Origin of the sequence: Pseudocitrobacter sp. RIT415 (genome assembly GCF_003057695.2) — a bacterium.
GTDB classification, from domain to species: domain Bacteria; phylum Pseudomonadota; class Gammaproteobacteria; order Enterobacterales; family Enterobacteriaceae; genus Pseudocitrobacter; species Pseudocitrobacter faecalis.
This window is the reverse complement of sequence record NZ_QBJC02000007.1, coordinates 24,347-39,959: the sequence shown is the minus strand read 5'-3', so window position 1 is coordinate 39,959 and position 15,613 is coordinate 24,347. Positions and strand designations below refer to the sequence as shown.

Annotated in this window: 16 protein-coding genes; 9 read left to right on the top strand and 7 right to left on the bottom strand. The window is 52.9% G+C overall.

Annotated elements, in window-relative coordinates; all coding sequences use genetic code 11:
• Positions 1–4 precede the first annotated feature (4 nt).
• Positions 5–313 carry a recombinase-like helix-turn-helix domain-containing protein gene (locus DBY68_RS09290; protein WP_108475821.1) on the bottom strand — a complete coding sequence of 103 codons (309 nt, stop codon included), beginning with the start codon at positions 311–313 and terminating at the stop codon, positions 5–7.
• Positions 310–633, bottom strand: a complete 324-nt coding sequence (locus tag DBY68_RS09285) for a non-heme iron oxygenase ferredoxin subunit (RefSeq protein ID WP_108475820.1) — start codon at positions 631–633, stop codon at positions 310–312. The genes DBY68_RS09290 and DBY68_RS09285 overlap by 4 nt, the downstream gene beginning before the upstream one ends.
• A gap of 415 nt (positions 634–1,048) precedes the next feature.
• Here DBY68_RS09285 and DBY68_RS09280 point away from each other — a divergent pair, with 415 nt between their 5' ends.
• A complete protein-coding gene (locus DBY68_RS09280; RefSeq protein WP_108475958.1) occupies positions 1,049–2,260 on the top strand; it encodes an MFS transporter in 1,212 nt (403 codons plus the stop codon).
• A gap of 4 nt (positions 2,261–2,264) precedes the next feature.
• Here DBY68_RS09280 and speB read toward each other — a convergent pair whose 3' ends face one another.
• The 3 genes from speB to yqgB form a co-directional block, all read right to left on the bottom strand.
• Positions 2,265–3,185, bottom strand: coding sequence for an agmatinase (gene speB, locus DBY68_RS09275; protein ID WP_015963077.1), 921 nt, complete (start codon positions 3,183–3,185; stop codon positions 2,265–2,267).
• A 220-nt stretch (positions 3,186–3,405) separates the two neighbouring features.
• Complete coding sequence (speA, locus tag DBY68_RS09270) at positions 3,406–5,382, bottom strand: biosynthetic arginine decarboxylase (protein WP_108475819.1); 1,977 nt, start codon at positions 5,380–5,382, stop codon at positions 3,406–3,408.
• Positions 5,383–5,390: 8 nt separating this feature from the next.
• Positions 5,391–5,522, bottom strand: coding sequence for an acid stress response protein YqgB (yqgB, locus tag DBY68_RS09265; protein WP_144052291.1), 132 nt, complete (start codon positions 5,520–5,522; stop codon positions 5,391–5,393).
• 638 nt (positions 5,523–6,160) lie between these two features.
• Between yqgB and metK the strand changes: the two genes are divergently transcribed.
• From metK to ruvX, 8 genes are all read left to right on the top strand, one after another.
• Positions 6,161–7,315 (top strand): methionine adenosyltransferase, encoded by a 1,155-nt coding sequence (metK, locus tag DBY68_RS09255; RefSeq protein ID WP_015963075.1) that lies wholly within the window; start codon positions 6,161–6,163, stop codon positions 7,313–7,315.
• A 348-nt stretch (positions 7,316–7,663) separates the two neighbouring features.
• Positions 7,664–9,058: a galactose/proton symporter gene (gene galP / locus DBY68_RS09250; protein WP_108475818.1), complete on the top strand. Its 1,395-nt coding sequence runs from the start codon at positions 7,664–7,666 to the stop codon at positions 9,056–9,058.
• 79 nt (positions 9,059–9,137) lie between these two features.
• A complete protein-coding gene (locus DBY68_RS09245) occupies positions 9,138–9,638 on the top strand; it encodes a SprT family zinc-dependent metalloprotease (protein ID WP_108475817.1) in 501 nt (166 codons plus the stop codon).
• Between the two features lie 94 nt (positions 9,639–9,732).
• A complete protein-coding gene (endA, locus tag DBY68_RS09240; protein ID WP_108475816.1) occupies positions 9,733–10,440 on the top strand; it encodes a deoxyribonuclease I in 708 nt (235 codons plus the stop codon).
• 122 nt (positions 10,441–10,562) lie between these two features.
• Positions 10,563–11,294 (top strand): 16S rRNA (uracil(1498)-N(3))-methyltransferase, encoded by a 732-nt coding sequence (gene rsmE, locus DBY68_RS09235; RefSeq protein ID WP_108475815.1) that lies wholly within the window; start codon positions 10,563–10,565, stop codon positions 11,292–11,294.
• Between the two features lie 23 nt (positions 11,295–11,317).
• Positions 11,318–12,265, top strand: coding sequence for a glutathione synthase (gene gshB, locus DBY68_RS09230; RefSeq protein WP_108475814.1), 948 nt, complete (start codon positions 11,318–11,320; stop codon positions 12,263–12,265).
• Between the two features lie 144 nt (positions 12,266–12,409).
• A complete protein-coding gene (locus DBY68_RS09225) occupies positions 12,410–12,973 on the top strand; it encodes a YqgE/AlgH family protein (protein WP_108475813.1) in 564 nt (187 codons plus the stop codon).
• Positions 12,973–13,395, top strand: a complete 423-nt coding sequence (gene ruvX, locus DBY68_RS09220) for a Holliday junction resolvase RuvX (protein WP_108475812.1) — start codon at positions 12,973–12,975, stop codon at positions 13,393–13,395. Before DBY68_RS09225 ends, ruvX begins: the two co-directional genes overlap by 1 nt.
• A gap of 94 nt (positions 13,396–13,489) precedes the next feature.
• On the opposite strand, the gene DBY68_RS09215 is transcribed toward ruvX, so the two are convergent.
• Together DBY68_RS09215 and DBY68_RS09210 are read right to left on the bottom strand one after the other, a co-directional pair.
• Complete coding sequence (locus DBY68_RS09215; protein ID WP_015963067.1) at positions 13,490–14,143, bottom strand: LuxR C-terminal-related transcriptional regulator; 654 nt, start codon at positions 14,141–14,143, stop codon at positions 13,490–13,492.
• A gap of 484 nt (positions 14,144–14,627) precedes the next feature.
• Positions 14,628–15,608 carry a type IV pilus twitching motility protein PilT gene (locus tag DBY68_RS09210; RefSeq protein WP_108475811.1) on the bottom strand — a complete coding sequence of 327 codons (981 nt, stop codon included), beginning with the start codon at positions 15,606–15,608 and terminating at the stop codon, positions 14,628–14,630.
• Between the last annotated feature and the right edge of the window lie 5 nt (positions 15,609–15,613).

The following is a 15,613-nucleotide window of genomic DNA, read 5'->3' as shown; positions in this document are numbered from 1 at the left end:
CCCCTCAGTAACCGTTAACCTGTAAAAATGCCTGGAAGCTGTCATCGTTCCACGGCGCGCCCTGCTGGTCGTACATGCGAATCGCGTTCAGCCCGTTGACCAGTTCCGGCAGCGTTTCCACGCCCTGCTCAAACAGCTCTTCCAGCGCGGTAATCAGCAGCAGCTCCCAGTTCTCTGGCACGCGGCTACGGGTTTGCCAGATGATGTTTTGGTATTCGCCTGGCTTATGAATATTGCCGTTACCGCCTTCTGCGGGCGGGGTAAACTGGCGGCTTTCCGGCAGCGCCGGGTTGAAATCCAGGGTTTCGCTCATACCACGGTCTCCTCAATGAAAGTGATCTGAATTTGGTTTTCGAATACCCGTACCGGGTAGCGATTCAGGTTGCGGCCTCCAGGCCCGTGCAGGCACTGGCCGGTTTTGACGTCGAACACCGCTTCATGCAGCGGACATTCCACCTTGCCATCTTCGACAAACCCCTGGCTCAACAGCGCGTAAGCATGAGGACAAACGTCTTCCAGCGCGTAAAACTCGCCATCGACCAGATAAATACCGATCTCTTTACCTTCAATGTTGCCGCTATAAGGGAAATCTTCCTGTACCTGCTCCGCGTCACATACGCCTATCCAGCTCATCGCATTCCTCCAGGCTTTTGTTTCATATATGAAACTGTGTTTCTTATTTAATACGCTCAATATAAAAGCGGTGAATGTTTCGTCAAGCGCAAATGTGACGTTTTTGTTAAGTGCAATGCAATTAATTAGCTAAGTGTGTAATCGATCACGAAAAACTGCATCGATATGAAATTGTGATTTATGAAGGAGGAAAGAATCGGTTTTATAAATAGCGTGACATTCACTTTCAAAGATATTGACTTTTGAATAACGGGATTATTAATAAATAGCGCGAGGCTTCATCGATGAGTTTCACAGGTGAAACCAAAAATTTCATTATCCATTAATATCAATAAGTTTCACAGGTGATACATTTTCATTGTGAAACTATAAACACAAAATAATAAATAAATTTTCTGGCAGGAGAAGTGAGATGATTTCAACACGCTGGCAGGGCGTCATCGCGTTATTGTTTCTAATTGTGATTTCTTATGTCGATAGAGTAAATATCTCGGTGATGATTCTTAATGCCGACTTCGTCACTCATTTTCATATAAATGAAAACAGAATGTTACAAGGAATGTTAATGACATTCTTTCTTCTGGGTTATGGGTTTTCGGCTCTTCTATTAACACCGGTAATGGAAAGTAAACTCAATTATCGTCAGGGGCTGCTGATTAGCATCACGGTCTGGGCGCTGGTTTGCGCCATCTCTCCCCTACTCGGGTCGCTGTTCGGTATGCTTATCGCGCGCGTGATCCTCGGCATTGCTGAAGGGCCGCTCTTTTCATTGAAAACTCGCTACATCAGCGACCACTTTGCCGCACAGGAGATTGGCAAACCGAATGCCGTAAGCGCCCTGGGCGTATCGCTTGGGCTGGCTGTTGGCTTCCCGCTGGTCACGTTTCTGATGCAACATCTGGGCTGGATGGGGGCGTTTTATGCGCTTGCCGCGCTGAATTTGCTGCTTGGTGGCGGGCTGATTTATCGCTTTTTGCCTGCGCCACAGAAAGCGAATCGCCCCCGCAAAAAGGGGTTGAGCGAGACCTTTATACTGGCCTGGCGCACGCCGTTGCTCGGCTGGATCTTGCTGGTTGAGATTGCCACGTTGAGCTATCTCTGGGGCAGCAGCGCATGGCTTCCGGCATGGCTGCGCGATGAACATCACTTCTCACTGCACGCAACGGGCTTTTTAGCGGCAATTCCTTTTCTGCTGAGTCTCGGGTCGAAATTTTTAGGCGGCGTTCTCCTCGATAAACTGCGCCCGGAACAGGCCCCGCTACTGTTTGTCACCGGTGGCGCGCTGACGGCGTGCTCGGTGCTGGCGTTGATGTTCAGCCATCAGCCCGCCATGCTGGGGCTATTTTTACTCTCGGCGAATATTTTCTGGGGATTACAGGGTGCAGCCATTCCGGCGGTGGTACAGCATCATGCGGCGCACGACGCGGTGGGCAGCGCCTATGGCATCATTAACGGGATTGGCAATATTTGCGCGGCGTTTATTCCGCTCATGATGGGCGTGGTGATGAAATATGCCGGGTCGGTGAGCGCAGGATTTTCGGTTCTGGTCGCGTCGCAAATCGTGACGCTGCTGGCGGGCGGAATGTTGCTGCTGCGCATGCGTCGCGCAGCAGCAGTAAGCGCGTAACAGATTACTCGCCTTTTTTTGCGGCCTGAATGTAGAGCATTTCCAGTGCGAGGGTCGCCGCTGCCAGCGCAGTGATTTCAGACTGATCGTAGGCCGGCGCCACTTCCACAACATCCATACCCACGATGTTGAGATCTTTCAGGCCGCGTACCAGTTTGATGGCGCGATCGGATGTCAGGCCGCCGATCACTGGCGTCCCCGTACCTGGCGCAAAAGCCGGGTCGAGGCAGTCGATATCGAAAGTCAGATAAACCGGCATATCACCGACAATCTGTTTCACCTGCGCGATGATGTCATCAGCGGTGCGATCGTTCACCTGGCAGGCGTCCAGCACGGTGAAACCATTGTCTTTATCAAACTCGGTACGGATACCAATCTGCACGGAATGGTTAGGGTCGATCAGGCCTTCATTCGGCGCGGTGTAGAACATGGTGCCGTGGTCGAATTCACAGCCGTTCGCATAGGTGTCGGTGTGGGCATCGAAATGCACCAGCGCCATTTTACCAAAGTGTTTGGCGTGCGCGCGCAGCAGCGGCAGCGTGACGAAGTGGTCACCGCCGAAGGAGAGCATGCGTTTACCCGCCGCCAGCAGTTTTTCCGCGTGCGCCTGCAGTTTTTCGCTCATTTCACGGGCATCGCCAAAGGCATACACCAGGTCGCCACAGTCAACCACGTTCAGGCGTTCGCGCATGTCGAAGTTCCACGGGAAGCGGTTGTGCTCCCAGGCGAGATTGGTCGATACCTGGCGGATGGCCGCCGGGCCGTGACGACCACCGGCACGACCCGAGGTCGCCATATCAAACGGTACACCGGTGATCACCCAGTCGGCGTCGCTGTCATACGGTTGGAAGTTCAGCGGCAGACGTAAAAAACCAAATGCGTTAGATACCAGGGAGTTATCGTACTGATTTCCTAAGGTACTCATGGCTATGACCTCTTCTAAAGTCGGTAAAAAAAATCCCCTCCGCGTCGTTAGGCCCGACGAGGAAGGGATTGATTTGAGTTACAGCGTGTTGGGGCGAATTATCGCCGTTATTTTGTGCGGGTTCAAGTGAGTGTAGCAAATGTGCGGTCTGATGCCCTCTCCCGCAGGGAGAGGGGAAAACCCGCACGCTCTGTTCCCTCTCCCTCAGGGAGAGGGTGTATTACTCGTCTTCCAGATACGTATACCCGTAAAGCCCCGCTTCAAACTCTTCCAGGAACTGCTGTTGCAGCGCGTCGTCCAGACCGGTGTTTTTCACTTGATCGCGGAACTGGGTCAGCAACGTGTTGGGATCAAGCTGCACATATTGCAGCATGTCCGCCACCGTATCGCCCTCATCAGACAATTCGACTTCCACGCTGCCGTCAGGGAAGACAAATACGTCAACCGCTTCGGTATCACCGAACAGGTTGTGCATGTTGCCGAGGATCTCCTGATACGCACCGACCATGAAGAAGCCCAGCATCGGCGGGTTATCCACATCGTACTGCGGCATCGGCATGGTGGTGGCGATACCATCACCATCGACGTAATGATCAATCGCACCGTCAGAGTCACAGGTGATATCGAGCAGCACCGCACGGCGTTCTGGAACCTGATTCAGCCCTTCCAGCGGCATCACCGGGAACAGCTGGTCGATACCCCATGCATCCGGCATTGACTGGAACAGGGAGAAGTTGACGTAAATTTTATCCGCCATACGTTCCTGTAACTCATCAATAATCGGGCGATGGGCACGGTTGCTCGGGTCGAGCTGTTTCTGCACTTCGTGGCACATGTTCAGATAAAGTTGCTCTGCCCATGCACGCTCTTTGAGGCTGAATGTCCCGGAGGAGTAGCCGATATGAATATCGTGCAGATCCATCTGGCTGTCGTGCAGCCATTCACGCAGCGAGCGGCGCGTGCCGGGTTCATGCATCTCCTGCCAGGTTTCCCACATGCTTTGCAGCGCACGCGGCGCGTCATCAGCCGGCGGAGTCGCCTCGGTATATTCGTTACGCTCAACGCCGATGATGTTCGATACCAGCACCGTGTGATGCGCGGTAACCGCGCGGCCCGATTCGGTGATCACCGTCGGATGCGGCAGGCCGTTCTCTTCACAGGCATCGCCAATCGCCCAGATGATGTTGTTGGCGTATTCGTTCAGGCCGTAGTTCACCGAGCAATCGGACTGGGAACGCGTCCCTTCATAGTCCACGCCCAGGCCACCGCCAACGTCGAAGCACTGAATGTTCACACCCAGTTTGTGCAGTTCAACATAGAAACGCGCCGATTCACGTACGCCGGTGGCGATGTCGCGAATATTGGCCATCTGTGACCCCAGGTGGAAGTGCAGCAGTTGCAGGCTGTCCAGATGTCCCGCCTCACGCAGGATATCCACCAGTTGCAGCACCTGCGTTGCCGCAAGGCCGAATTTCGATTTTTCACCACCGGAAGACTGCCATTTACCGGAACCCTGCGAGGCCAGACGTGCACGCACGCCAAGGCGCGGCACCACGTTCAGTCGTTCAGCTTCTTCCAGTACGATGGCGATTTCGGACATCTTTTCGATAACCAGATAGACCTTGTGGCCCATCTTCTCGCCCACCAGCGCCATACGAATGTATTCACGGTCTTTATAGCCGTTACACACAATCACGCTGCGGGTCATGCCAGCGTGAGCCAGCACAGCCATCAGCTCCGCTTTGGAACCCGCTTCCAACCCCAGCGGCTCGCCGGAGTGAATCAGGGATTCAATCACGCGGCGATGCTGGTTTACCTTGATCGGGTAGACCAGGAAATAGTCGCCGTTATAACCATAGGACTCACGCGCGCGCTTGAACGCGGCGTTAATCGAGCGCAAACGGTGCTGGAGGATCTGCGGGAAGCAAAACAGCGCTGGCAGACGTTGCCCCTGCGCTTCGCGCGCTTTGACCAGCTGCGCCAGGTCAACGCGGGCTTCCGGAACGTCTGGATCAGGGCATACGCTAATATGGCCTAACTCATTGACGTCATAGTAGTTATTGCCCCACCAGGCAATGTTGTATGTGCGTAGCATCTTGCTTGCTTCCTGGGAGCTCATCGCAACCTCCTGCATGGAACGTAGTACACCTTGTTCGCCCGCTGACGAAGGCAAACCCATAGACATGTCGTCAGACATAGCGAACCTCAATAATTTGTATCTAGTGTAAAACAGTTAACTACTATCGCAGCGTAACGATGCGATAACAACCCATATACAGCCTGATTTCCCAGCGCGTTATGCTGGTGCGTCGGCTGTGCGACCGGTTTCTTGTTCATATCATTGTAAAACACGCAACCGAACTTAAGACGATGTTCGGAGAAACCACGAGAAATCTCTTGCAGGTGCAAGAGCGCCCTTGTTCAGTTCCGGGAAGCCTGACCAGCCCTGGAGTCCTGAGAAGCGCCGAAATGGGTAAAACATCGGCAGGTATACAAAGCAGAGATACTGAGAACGGGAATCGGGTTCACACCAGGACGGTGTGACAGATTGGGCACAATACAACGGTTCATTATTTGATATCACCTCCACGCCAGCCCCGAAGGACTTGCTATAGCCAAAAAACACATGTTTTAGCCCGGCTGGAAGTGGCGTCACGAAGTCAACTTCGTACACTTTTTGGTATGAGCCGCGCGCCGCGTTTTATACCGGGAAGACGGGTAAAAAGCAAAATAAAATTACGGACTCTGCCAGCAATGTCAGGAAAAATTTCCACCTTGTGTTGCGCAAGAATGCGAGCCAAATCAAAAAACGCTGGAAATCGGATTAAGAAGTAACCTAGAATAGCCGTCCAGAAGTTAATCCGTCTATACTGACTTCTTGTGTGCCGACCTGCTGCCCTGTTATTGCGCATCGCATCGCGCGGGCACCGCCACATGAAGCTTATCGAACTCTCTTTTTCCAGGGTGAAGAAATTATGGCAAAACACCTATTTACGTCCGAGTCTGTATCCGAAGGGCATCCTGACAAAATTGCGGACCAAATCTCCGACGCCGTGCTGGACGCCATCCTTGAACAGGATCCGAAAGCGCGCGTAGCCTGCGAAACCTACGTGAAAACAGGCATGGTTCTGGTTGGCGGTGAAATCACCACCAGCGCATGGGTTGATATCGAAGAGATCACCCGTAACACCGTTCGCGAAATTGGCTATGTGCATTCGGATATGGGCTTTGACGCCAATTCCTGTGCCGTGCTGAGCGCAATTGGTAAACAGTCTCCGGACATCAACCAGGGCGTTGACCGTTCCGATCCGCTGGAGCAGGGCGCAGGCGACCAGGGTCTGATGTTTGGTTATGCAACCAACGAAACCGACGTGCTGATGCCAGCGCCAATCACCTACGCACACCGTCTGGTGCAGCGTCAGGCTGAAGTGCGCAAAAACGGCACCCTGCCGTGGCTGCGTCCGGATGCGAAAAGCCAGGTCACCTTCCAGTATGACGACGGTAAAATCGTTGGCATCGATGCGGTAGTGCTGTCTACTCAGCATGCGGAAAGCATCGATCAGAAATCCCTGCAGGAAGCAGTGATGGAAGAGATCATCAAGCCGGTTCTGCCGACTGAATGGCTGAACGCATCCACTAAATTCTTCATCAACCCAACCGGTCGTTTCGTGATCGGCGGCCCGATGGGCGATTGCGGTCTGACCGGTCGTAAAATTATCGTTGATACCTACGGCGGCATGGCACGTCATGGCGGCGGTGCATTCTCTGGTAAAGATCCATCAAAAGTTGACCGCTCCGCAGCCTACGCGGCACGTTATGTAGCGAAAAACATCGTTGCGGCAGGCCTCGCTGACCGTTGTGAAATTCAGGTATCCTACGCAATTGGCGTGGCAGAACCGACGTCCATCATGGTGGAAACCTTCGGTACTGAGAAAGTGCCTTCTGAACAGTTGACCCTGCTGGTACGCGAGTTCTTCGACCTGCGTCCGTACGGCCTGATTCAGATGCTGGATCTGCTGCACCCGATCTACAAAGAGACCGCCGCTTACGGTCACTTTGGCCGTGAACATTTCCCGTGGGAAAAAACCGACAAAGCGGCGCTGCTGCGCGATGCTGCCGGCCTGAAATAATCTCCCCACCGTTTTGCCTGAAGGCCAGCCACGTGCTGGCCTTTTTTATTGCCTGTGCGCCATTAATGAAAGCGATTACACAGCATAGCTAATGTACCATACCGATGCAGCCAGACGTGTTACACAGCAAATGCTTTGTTGTTACATTTATTTTTCAGGCTAATCTGAAGCATTATTTTTTCTCCCCGACTTTCACAATTAACCATTTGATTACTATAATTTTTAATGCATACGCACGATGAATGATAGTGTAACCGATTACACTCATGTGATTACTATCACATCTTTTTACGCCTGACTCACTTAACCTTTACATCGACCAATCTAATAATTCAAATGGAGGGCATAATGCCTGACAATAAAAAACAGGGGCGTTCTAACAAGACAATGACCTTCTTTGTCTGCTTCCTGGCAGCCCTGGCGGGACTTCTCTTCGGTCTTGATATTGGTGTTATTGCCGGTGCCCTACCCTTTATCACCGATGAATTTCAGATTTCTCCACACACCCAGGAGTGGGTGGTCAGCTCCATGATGTTCGGTGCCGCGATTGGTGCGGTCGGCAGTGGCTGGCTCTCCTTCCGGCTTGGGCGTAAAAAAAGCCTGATGATTGGCGCCATCCTGTTCGTGCTCGGCTCGCTGTTCTCCGCTGCCGCGCCTAACCCGGAAGTGCTGATCATCTCCCGCGTCCTGCTGGGCCTGGCTGTGGGTGTGGCGTCTTATACCGCACCACTCTATCTTTCTGAAATCGCCCCGGAAAAAATTCGCGGCAGTATGATTTCCATGTACCAGTTGATGATCACCATCGGTATTCTGGGCGCATACCTGTCGGATACCGCCTTCAGCTACTCTGGCGCATGGCGCTGGATGCTGGGCGTGATTATCATTCCGGCGATCCTGCTGCTGATTGGTGTGTTCTTCTTACCGGACAGCCCCCGCTGGTTCGCGGCCAAACGTCGCTTCCACGATGCGGAACGTGTGTTACTTCGCCTGCGTGATACCAGCGCAGAAGCGAAACGCGAACTGGATGAAATCCGTGAAAGCCTGCAGGTAAAACAGAGTGGCTGGGCGCTGTTTAAAGAGAACAGCAACTTCCGCCGCGCGGTATTCCTTGGCGTGCTGTTACAGGTGATGCAGCAGTTCACCGGGATGAACGTCATCATGTATTACGCGCCGAAAATCTTTGAACTGGCGGGTTATACCAATACGACCGAACAGATGTGGGGGACGGTAATTGTTGGCCTGACCAACGTGCTCGCCACCTTTATCGCTATCGGTCTGGTTGACCGCTGGGGCCGTAAACCAACCCTGACGCTGGGCTTCCTGGTGATGGCGGTCGGTATGGGCGTTCTGGGTACGATGATGCACGTCGGTATCCATTCACCGTCTGCCCAGTACTTCGCGATTGCCATGCTGCTGATGTTTATCGTTGGCTTCGCCATGAGCGCAGGCCCGCTGATTTGGGTACTGTGTTCTGAAATTCAGCCGCTGAAAGGCCGCGATTTCGGTATCACCTGCTCGACCGCAACCAACTGGATCGCCAACATGATCGTCGGTGCAACGTTCCTGACCATGCTCAACAACCTGGGGAATGCGAACACATTCTGGGTTTACGCCGGTCTGAACCTGCTGTTCATCGTACTGACTCTCTGGCTGGTTCCGGAAACCAAACATGTGTCACTGGAACATATTGAACGTAACCTGATGAAAGGTCGTAAACTGCGCGAAATCGGCGCACACGACTAATCATCCGGCAAGCTTCCTCCCTCTCAGGGAGGAAGCTTCTTCTTGCACATGCCCCTCTACCCGCACTATCCTCTGCTCCATGAAAAGCCCCCGAATTCCTATCGCCCTTCAGCAAAGCGTTATGCGTTGTCTGCGGGAAAATCTTGCCAAAGCGAATCTTGCGCTCAAGCGTAATTACCCCGAGCCAAAGCTGGTTTATCAACAGCGCGGCACCTCGGCGGGTACCGCGTGGTTGCAGGAGTATGAAATTCGCCTCAATCCGGTACTGCTGGCGGAAAACCAGCAGGCGTTTATTGATGAAGTGGTGCCGCACGAACTGGCGCATCTGCTGGTGTGGAAGCACTTTGGCCGCGTGGCACCGCACGGTAAAGAGTGGAAGTGGATGATGGAAGCCGTGCTCGGCGTTCCGGCGCGCCGCACCCATCAGTTTGAACTGAGTTCGATACGCACTAAAACCTTCCCCTATCGCTGCCGCTGCCAGCAGCATCAATTGACTATCCGCCGCCATAATCGCGTGGTGCGCGGTGAAGCGACCTATCGCTGCGTACACTGCGGCGAGCCATTGGTTGCAGAATTGTAACTGATGGAATTTTCTGGAAGTTTTCTGATCTGACTGATTGCATCTGACTCTTGCTTTCGCTACGTTGCGGGCTCGTTTTGAGACGGAGTTTGTGATGTCCCGTAAAGTAGCAATCGCAGTCGTGGTGTTAGCGACGGCGCTCTCAGGCCAGGCGCAGGCCGAAGGTATTAAAAGTTTTTCCCAGGCCAAAACCGCAGGGGTAAAAGTTAACAGCGATGTGCCGGGTGACTTCTACTGCGGCTGTAAAATTAACTGGCAGGGTAAGAAAGGCGTCATTGACCTTGAATCCTGCGGTTACAAAGTGCGTAAAAATGAAAACCGCGCCAGCCGCGTTGAATGGGAACACGTGATGCCCGCCTGGCAGTTTGGTCACCAGCGCCAGTGCTGGCAGGATGGCGGGCGAAAAAACTGCGCCAAAGATCCGGTGTACCGTAAAATCGAAAGCGATATGCATAACCTGCAGCCGGCGGTTGGAGAAGTGAATGGCGATCGCGGTAACTTTATGTACAGCCAGTGGAACGGCGGCGAAGGCCAGTACGGCCAGTGCGCCATGAAAGTCGATTTTAAAGAAAAAGTGGCCGAGCCGCCGGCACGCTCGCGCGGCGCAATCGCCCGCACCTACTTTTATATGCGTGACACGTACCAAATCAATCTTTCCCGCCAGCAGACGCAGCTTTTCAACGCGTGGAATAAGCTCTATCCGGTCAGCGAATGGGAGTGTGAGCGCGACAGGCGCATCGCCAAAATTCAGGGTAACCACAACCCTTACGTGTTGCAGGCTTGCCAGGCGCAAAAGAGCTAACCTACACTAGCGGCTAATTGTTTAATTTTCTGCCGGACATTTCCCCCTCACCCTTGCCCTCTCCCTCAGGGAGAGGGAACGGACAGTGCCTGGTACCTAAGCTATTAATGGAACGTCACATCATGCGCATCCCCCGTATTTATCACCCTGAACGCATCACCGCCGGGCATGAAATCGCCCTGTCGGAAGACGCGGCAAACCATGTTGGCCGCGTGCTGCGCATGGGGCCGGGTCAGGCAATTCAGCTCTTCGATGGCAGCAATCAGGTCTTCGACGCCGAAATTACCCACGCCGACAAAAAGAGCGTGCGCGTGAATGTCGTGAGTGGAGAAGTCGATAATCGTGAATCACCGATCCACATTCATCTGGGCCAGGTGATGTCGCGCGGCGATAAAATGGAATTCACCATCCAGAAATCAATAGAACTGGGTGTAAGCCTCATAACGCCACTGTTTTCTGAGCGCTGTGGCGTTAAACTGGATGCCGAGCGTTTGAATAAGAAGATCCAACAGTGGCAAAAAATCGCAATTGCCGCCTGTGAACAGTGTGGCCGTAACACGATTCCGGAAATTCGCCCGGCGATGGATCTGGAACAGTGGTGCGCCGAAGAAGATAGCGGGCTGAAGCTGAACCTGCATCCGCGTGCCAGCGCCAGCATCAACACGCTGCCGCTTCCGGTGGAACGCGTACGTTTGCTGATTGGCCCGGAAGGCGGTCTCTCGGCAGATGAAATTGCCATGACCGCACGCTACCAGTTTACTGATATCCTGTTGGGACCTCGCGTTCTGCGTACTGAGACTACCGCGCTCACCGCCATCACCGCACTGCAGGTGCGCTTTGGCGATCTGGGCTAATACCGGCTTCCAGGAGAACTAGAATGATTAAGCTCGGCATCGTGATGGACCCCATCGCAAACATCAATATCAAAAAAGACACCAGCTTCGCGATGTTGCTGGAGGCACAGCGCCGGGGCTATGAACTCCATTACATGGAGATGAATGACCTCTATCTGACCAACGGCGAATCCCGCGCGCGTACGCGTCTGGTGAACGTTGAGCAGAACTATGACAAATGGTATGAATTCGGCAGCGAGCAGGATATCGCGCTTGCCGACCTCGATGTGATTCTGATGCGTAAGGATCCGCCGTTTGACACCGAATTCATCTACGCGACCTATATTCTGGAACGCGCGGAAGAGAAAGGTACGCTTATCGTCAACAAACCGCAGAGCCTGCGCGACTGTAACGAGAAGCTGTTCACCGCCTGGTTCTCCGAACTGACCCCGGAAACGCTGGTCACCCGTAACAAAGCGCAACTGAAAGCGTTCTGGCAGGAGCATGGCGACATCATCATGAAACCGCTGGACGGCATGGGCGGCGCGTCGATTTTCCGCGTGAAAGAAGGCGATCCAAACATTGGCGTTATCGCCGAAACCCTGACCGAGCTTGGCAGCCGCTACTGCATGGCGCAAACCTATCTGCCGGCTATCAAAGACGGTGATAAGCGCGTGCTGGTCGTTGATGGCGAACCTGTTCCGTACTGCCTGGCGCGCATTCCGCAGGGCGGTGAAACCCGTGGCAACCTGGCCGCCGGTGGCCGTGGCGAGCCGCGTCCGCTGAGTGAAAGCGATTGGGAAATCGCCCGCAAAGTGGGCCCGACGCTGAAAGCGAAAGGTCTGATTTTTGTCGGTCTGGATATCATCGGCGATCGCCTGACGGAAATTAACGTTACCAGCCCAACCTGCGTGCGTGAAATCGAAGCGGAGTTCCCGATCTCCATCACCGGGATGCTGATGGACGCTATCGAAAAACGTGTAGGCAAGTAATCACTGCGGCGGGAGGGAACCCGCCACAACCAGGCTTTCCTGCCAGGCGCTTACGCGCGTTTACAGGACTGCCTGGTGACAGCACGCCTCTTTCCCCGCATACTGGACGTTGCTGCTTTTTGAACCAGGACAGAACCTCTGACAATGAATTTACAGCATCACTTTCTTATTGCCATGCCGGCTCTTCAGGATCCCATCTTCCGCCGTTCCGTTGTCTATATCTGCGAGTATAACGACGATGGCGCAATGGGGATTATCATCAATAAGCCGCTGGAAAACCTGCAAGTTGAAGGCATTCTGGAAAAACTGAAGATCACCCCCGATCCGCGCGATCCGTCGATTCGCCTTGATAAACCGGTGATGCTCGGCGGGCCACTGGCGGAAGATCGCGGCTTCATTCTGCACACGCCACCCGCGTCGTTTTCCTCAAGTATTCGTATCTCTGACAACACCATCGTCACAACGTCGCGCGATGTACTGGAAACCCTGGGCACCGCGGGGCAGCCAACTGACGTGCTGGTTGCGCTGGGTTACGCATCGTGGGAGAAAGGCCAACTGGAGCAGGAAATTCTCGACAACGCCTGGCTCACCGCGCCTGCCGATCTCAATATTCTGTTTAAAACGCCGATCGCCGATCGCTGGCGCGACGCGGCAAAACTCATCGGCATCGATATACACACCATGCCCGGCGTGGCGGGGCATGCATAATGAGCGGAACTTTTCTCGCCTTTGATTTTGGTACCCGCAGTATTGGTGTCGCGGTCGGCCAGCAGATCACCGGTACTGCACGTCCACTTAACGCGCTGAAGGCGCAAAATGGCACGCCTGACTGGAACCTTATTGAGAAGCTGCTCAAAGAGTGGCAACCGGCGTTAGTGATCGTCGGCCTGCCGCTAAATATGGACGGCACCGAGCAGCCTCTTACCGCGCGTGCACGTAACTTCGCCAATAAAATTCATGGCCGTTTCGGTGTGGCGATTAAACTGCATGATGAGCGTTTGAGTACCGTTGAGGCCCGCGCCGGGTTGTTCGAGCACGGCGGTTTTCGTGCACTGGATAAAGGCAGCGTGGATTCAGCTTCTGCGGTGGTGATTCTGGAGAGTTTCTTCGAGCAAAGTTTCGGTGAGTGATTCGCCCAACACGACGTACATACCCTGGACGTTCAAAAGAGGAAAGCCGGATGGCGCGAGCGCGTATCCGGCCTGCAACGTTTCCAGAGTAACCTTAGTGGCGCAAATTTTCATTCGCCCAGCTGACTGCCTGGGTTCTGTTTTTCACGCTTAACTTACGGAAAACATTATATAAGTGCGTACGCACGGTGTTTTCACTGATGAACAATGCGCGCGCAATATCCATATTGGTCGCACCATGACGTAATTCATTAAGAATTTCGCATTCACGTTCAGTCAGGGGAATATTGTCTGATGATTCAGTCGGCTGTTCAACTGCGTACATTGCCGGATGCATTACGCTCAATTCAGCAGTCTGTTCACCGTTCAGCACGGCTTTGACACCCTCAATTAAGCGCGATTCTTCATCATCATGACGGAACACACCGTACAGCGCTGGCCACTGCGCCATTTCGTATAATTCATACTTTTGCGCACTGTTAATAATCAGCAAACGCGGAGAATCAAACTGCGAGCGGATAATATCGCGCCAGATACCGTTCAGTTTTTTGTTCGATACCGCAATGTCAAACAGCACCACAGTACCTTTAGCAAGGCGCTGTACCATCGGCTTATTGATATTGTGAACATCTACAGAAACTGAAAGTAAATCAGAAAGATAACCAGCGAATGCATTGGCCTGAACTGACGGGTGGGTGATTAAAATGATTTTGCGGGATTTAGATACACTCTCTGATACATCAAGCATTTGAAACTCTCCTTAGTATTTTGCCACCATCATGGTGTTTTAATAAATCAAAGCAATCTTAATTATCAGGGATAATAATAATCAAGACAGTATGAAGTGAAACAATATTTCATAAGAATTATCCTAATTCCATAATTAGGATAGAACGATCCCCGCTGAGTGTCAAAAGAATATCAACCTTTTTTTCTATGTCTACACAACATAATGTTGTGCATCGGTGTAAAAATCCGTCAGCCATATTACTTAGTAATTATAGCTTAGATGCAACATGTTTCGCCGGTGATAATATTTCACAGAATAATAACGGGGCAACGGATTTACAAATAAAACATTATCACAACAGAATGACGAATAAACATCACATTCCCAATATATTGAAACATTTTTTCTTGTCGATTAATTCTAAAAACCTTACTGTCGTCACAGTAATAACACTTATCTATTAGAAATAGAATTAATAAGCGTCGGAGAAATAGCCTAATCCTTATAGCTTACCCCTCGCCATACATTGTTGATAGCTCTGCGTAAAAGTTTGCATCCCTGCCTGCTGTCCAGTTTGCATGACACCCGGTAGCTGATGGGTTTTGCCTTCGCGGATCAGATTTCCCACCGCCGGGGTGTTCACCAGCAGTTCGAAGAGCGCCACGCGCCCGCCTTGCTTATCCGCCACCAGTTTTTGCGCGACGACGGCACATAAACTGTTCGCTAATTGATTGCGTACAGGCTCTTTTTCCTGCGCCGGGAAAACGTCCACCAGACGCTCAATCGCCTGGGCTGCCCCACGCGTGTGCAATGTTGCCAGCACCAGATGGCCTGTTTCAGCAGCCGTTAATGCCAGCCGGATCGTCTCGCTATCGCGTAATTCTCCCAGCAAAATAACATCGGGGTCCTGACGTAACGCGCCACGCAGTGCATCAGCAAATGAAGAGATATGCAGGCCAATTTCGCGTTGTTGAATTAAGCAGCGCTGACTGGCATGGATAAACTCCACCGGATCCTCCAGCGTCAGAATATGCCCATCCAGCGAGTGATTCAGATGGTCGACCATCGCGGCAAGGGTCGTCGACTTCCCGCTGCCGGTCGCGCCAGTGACCAATATTAGCCCGCCCTCTTCGTGTAACAGTTCAGGGAGGGCCGCAGGCACGCCGAGTTCAGTGAGTGTTGGGCAGCGCGACGGTAGCACACGCAATGCCAGCGAAACGCCGCGCGCATGGCGAAATGCGCTGGCGCGCAGGCGTGTTCCTTCAGATGGCACTATCGCAAAATCAAGCTGGCCCTGCGCTCGCCATTGCGCATGCTGTGCTTCACTTAACCAACCGCGCAGCAGTTCTTCCGGCTCTGGCGATGAAAATGGCGCAGACTCCAGCATTCCGCAACGCCGCCATCGCGCCATTGCCCCGCTACACAGGTGTAGATCCGACACGTTATGCTTTACACTAAGCGCCACGATTTCTTGTATTTCCATAAGAC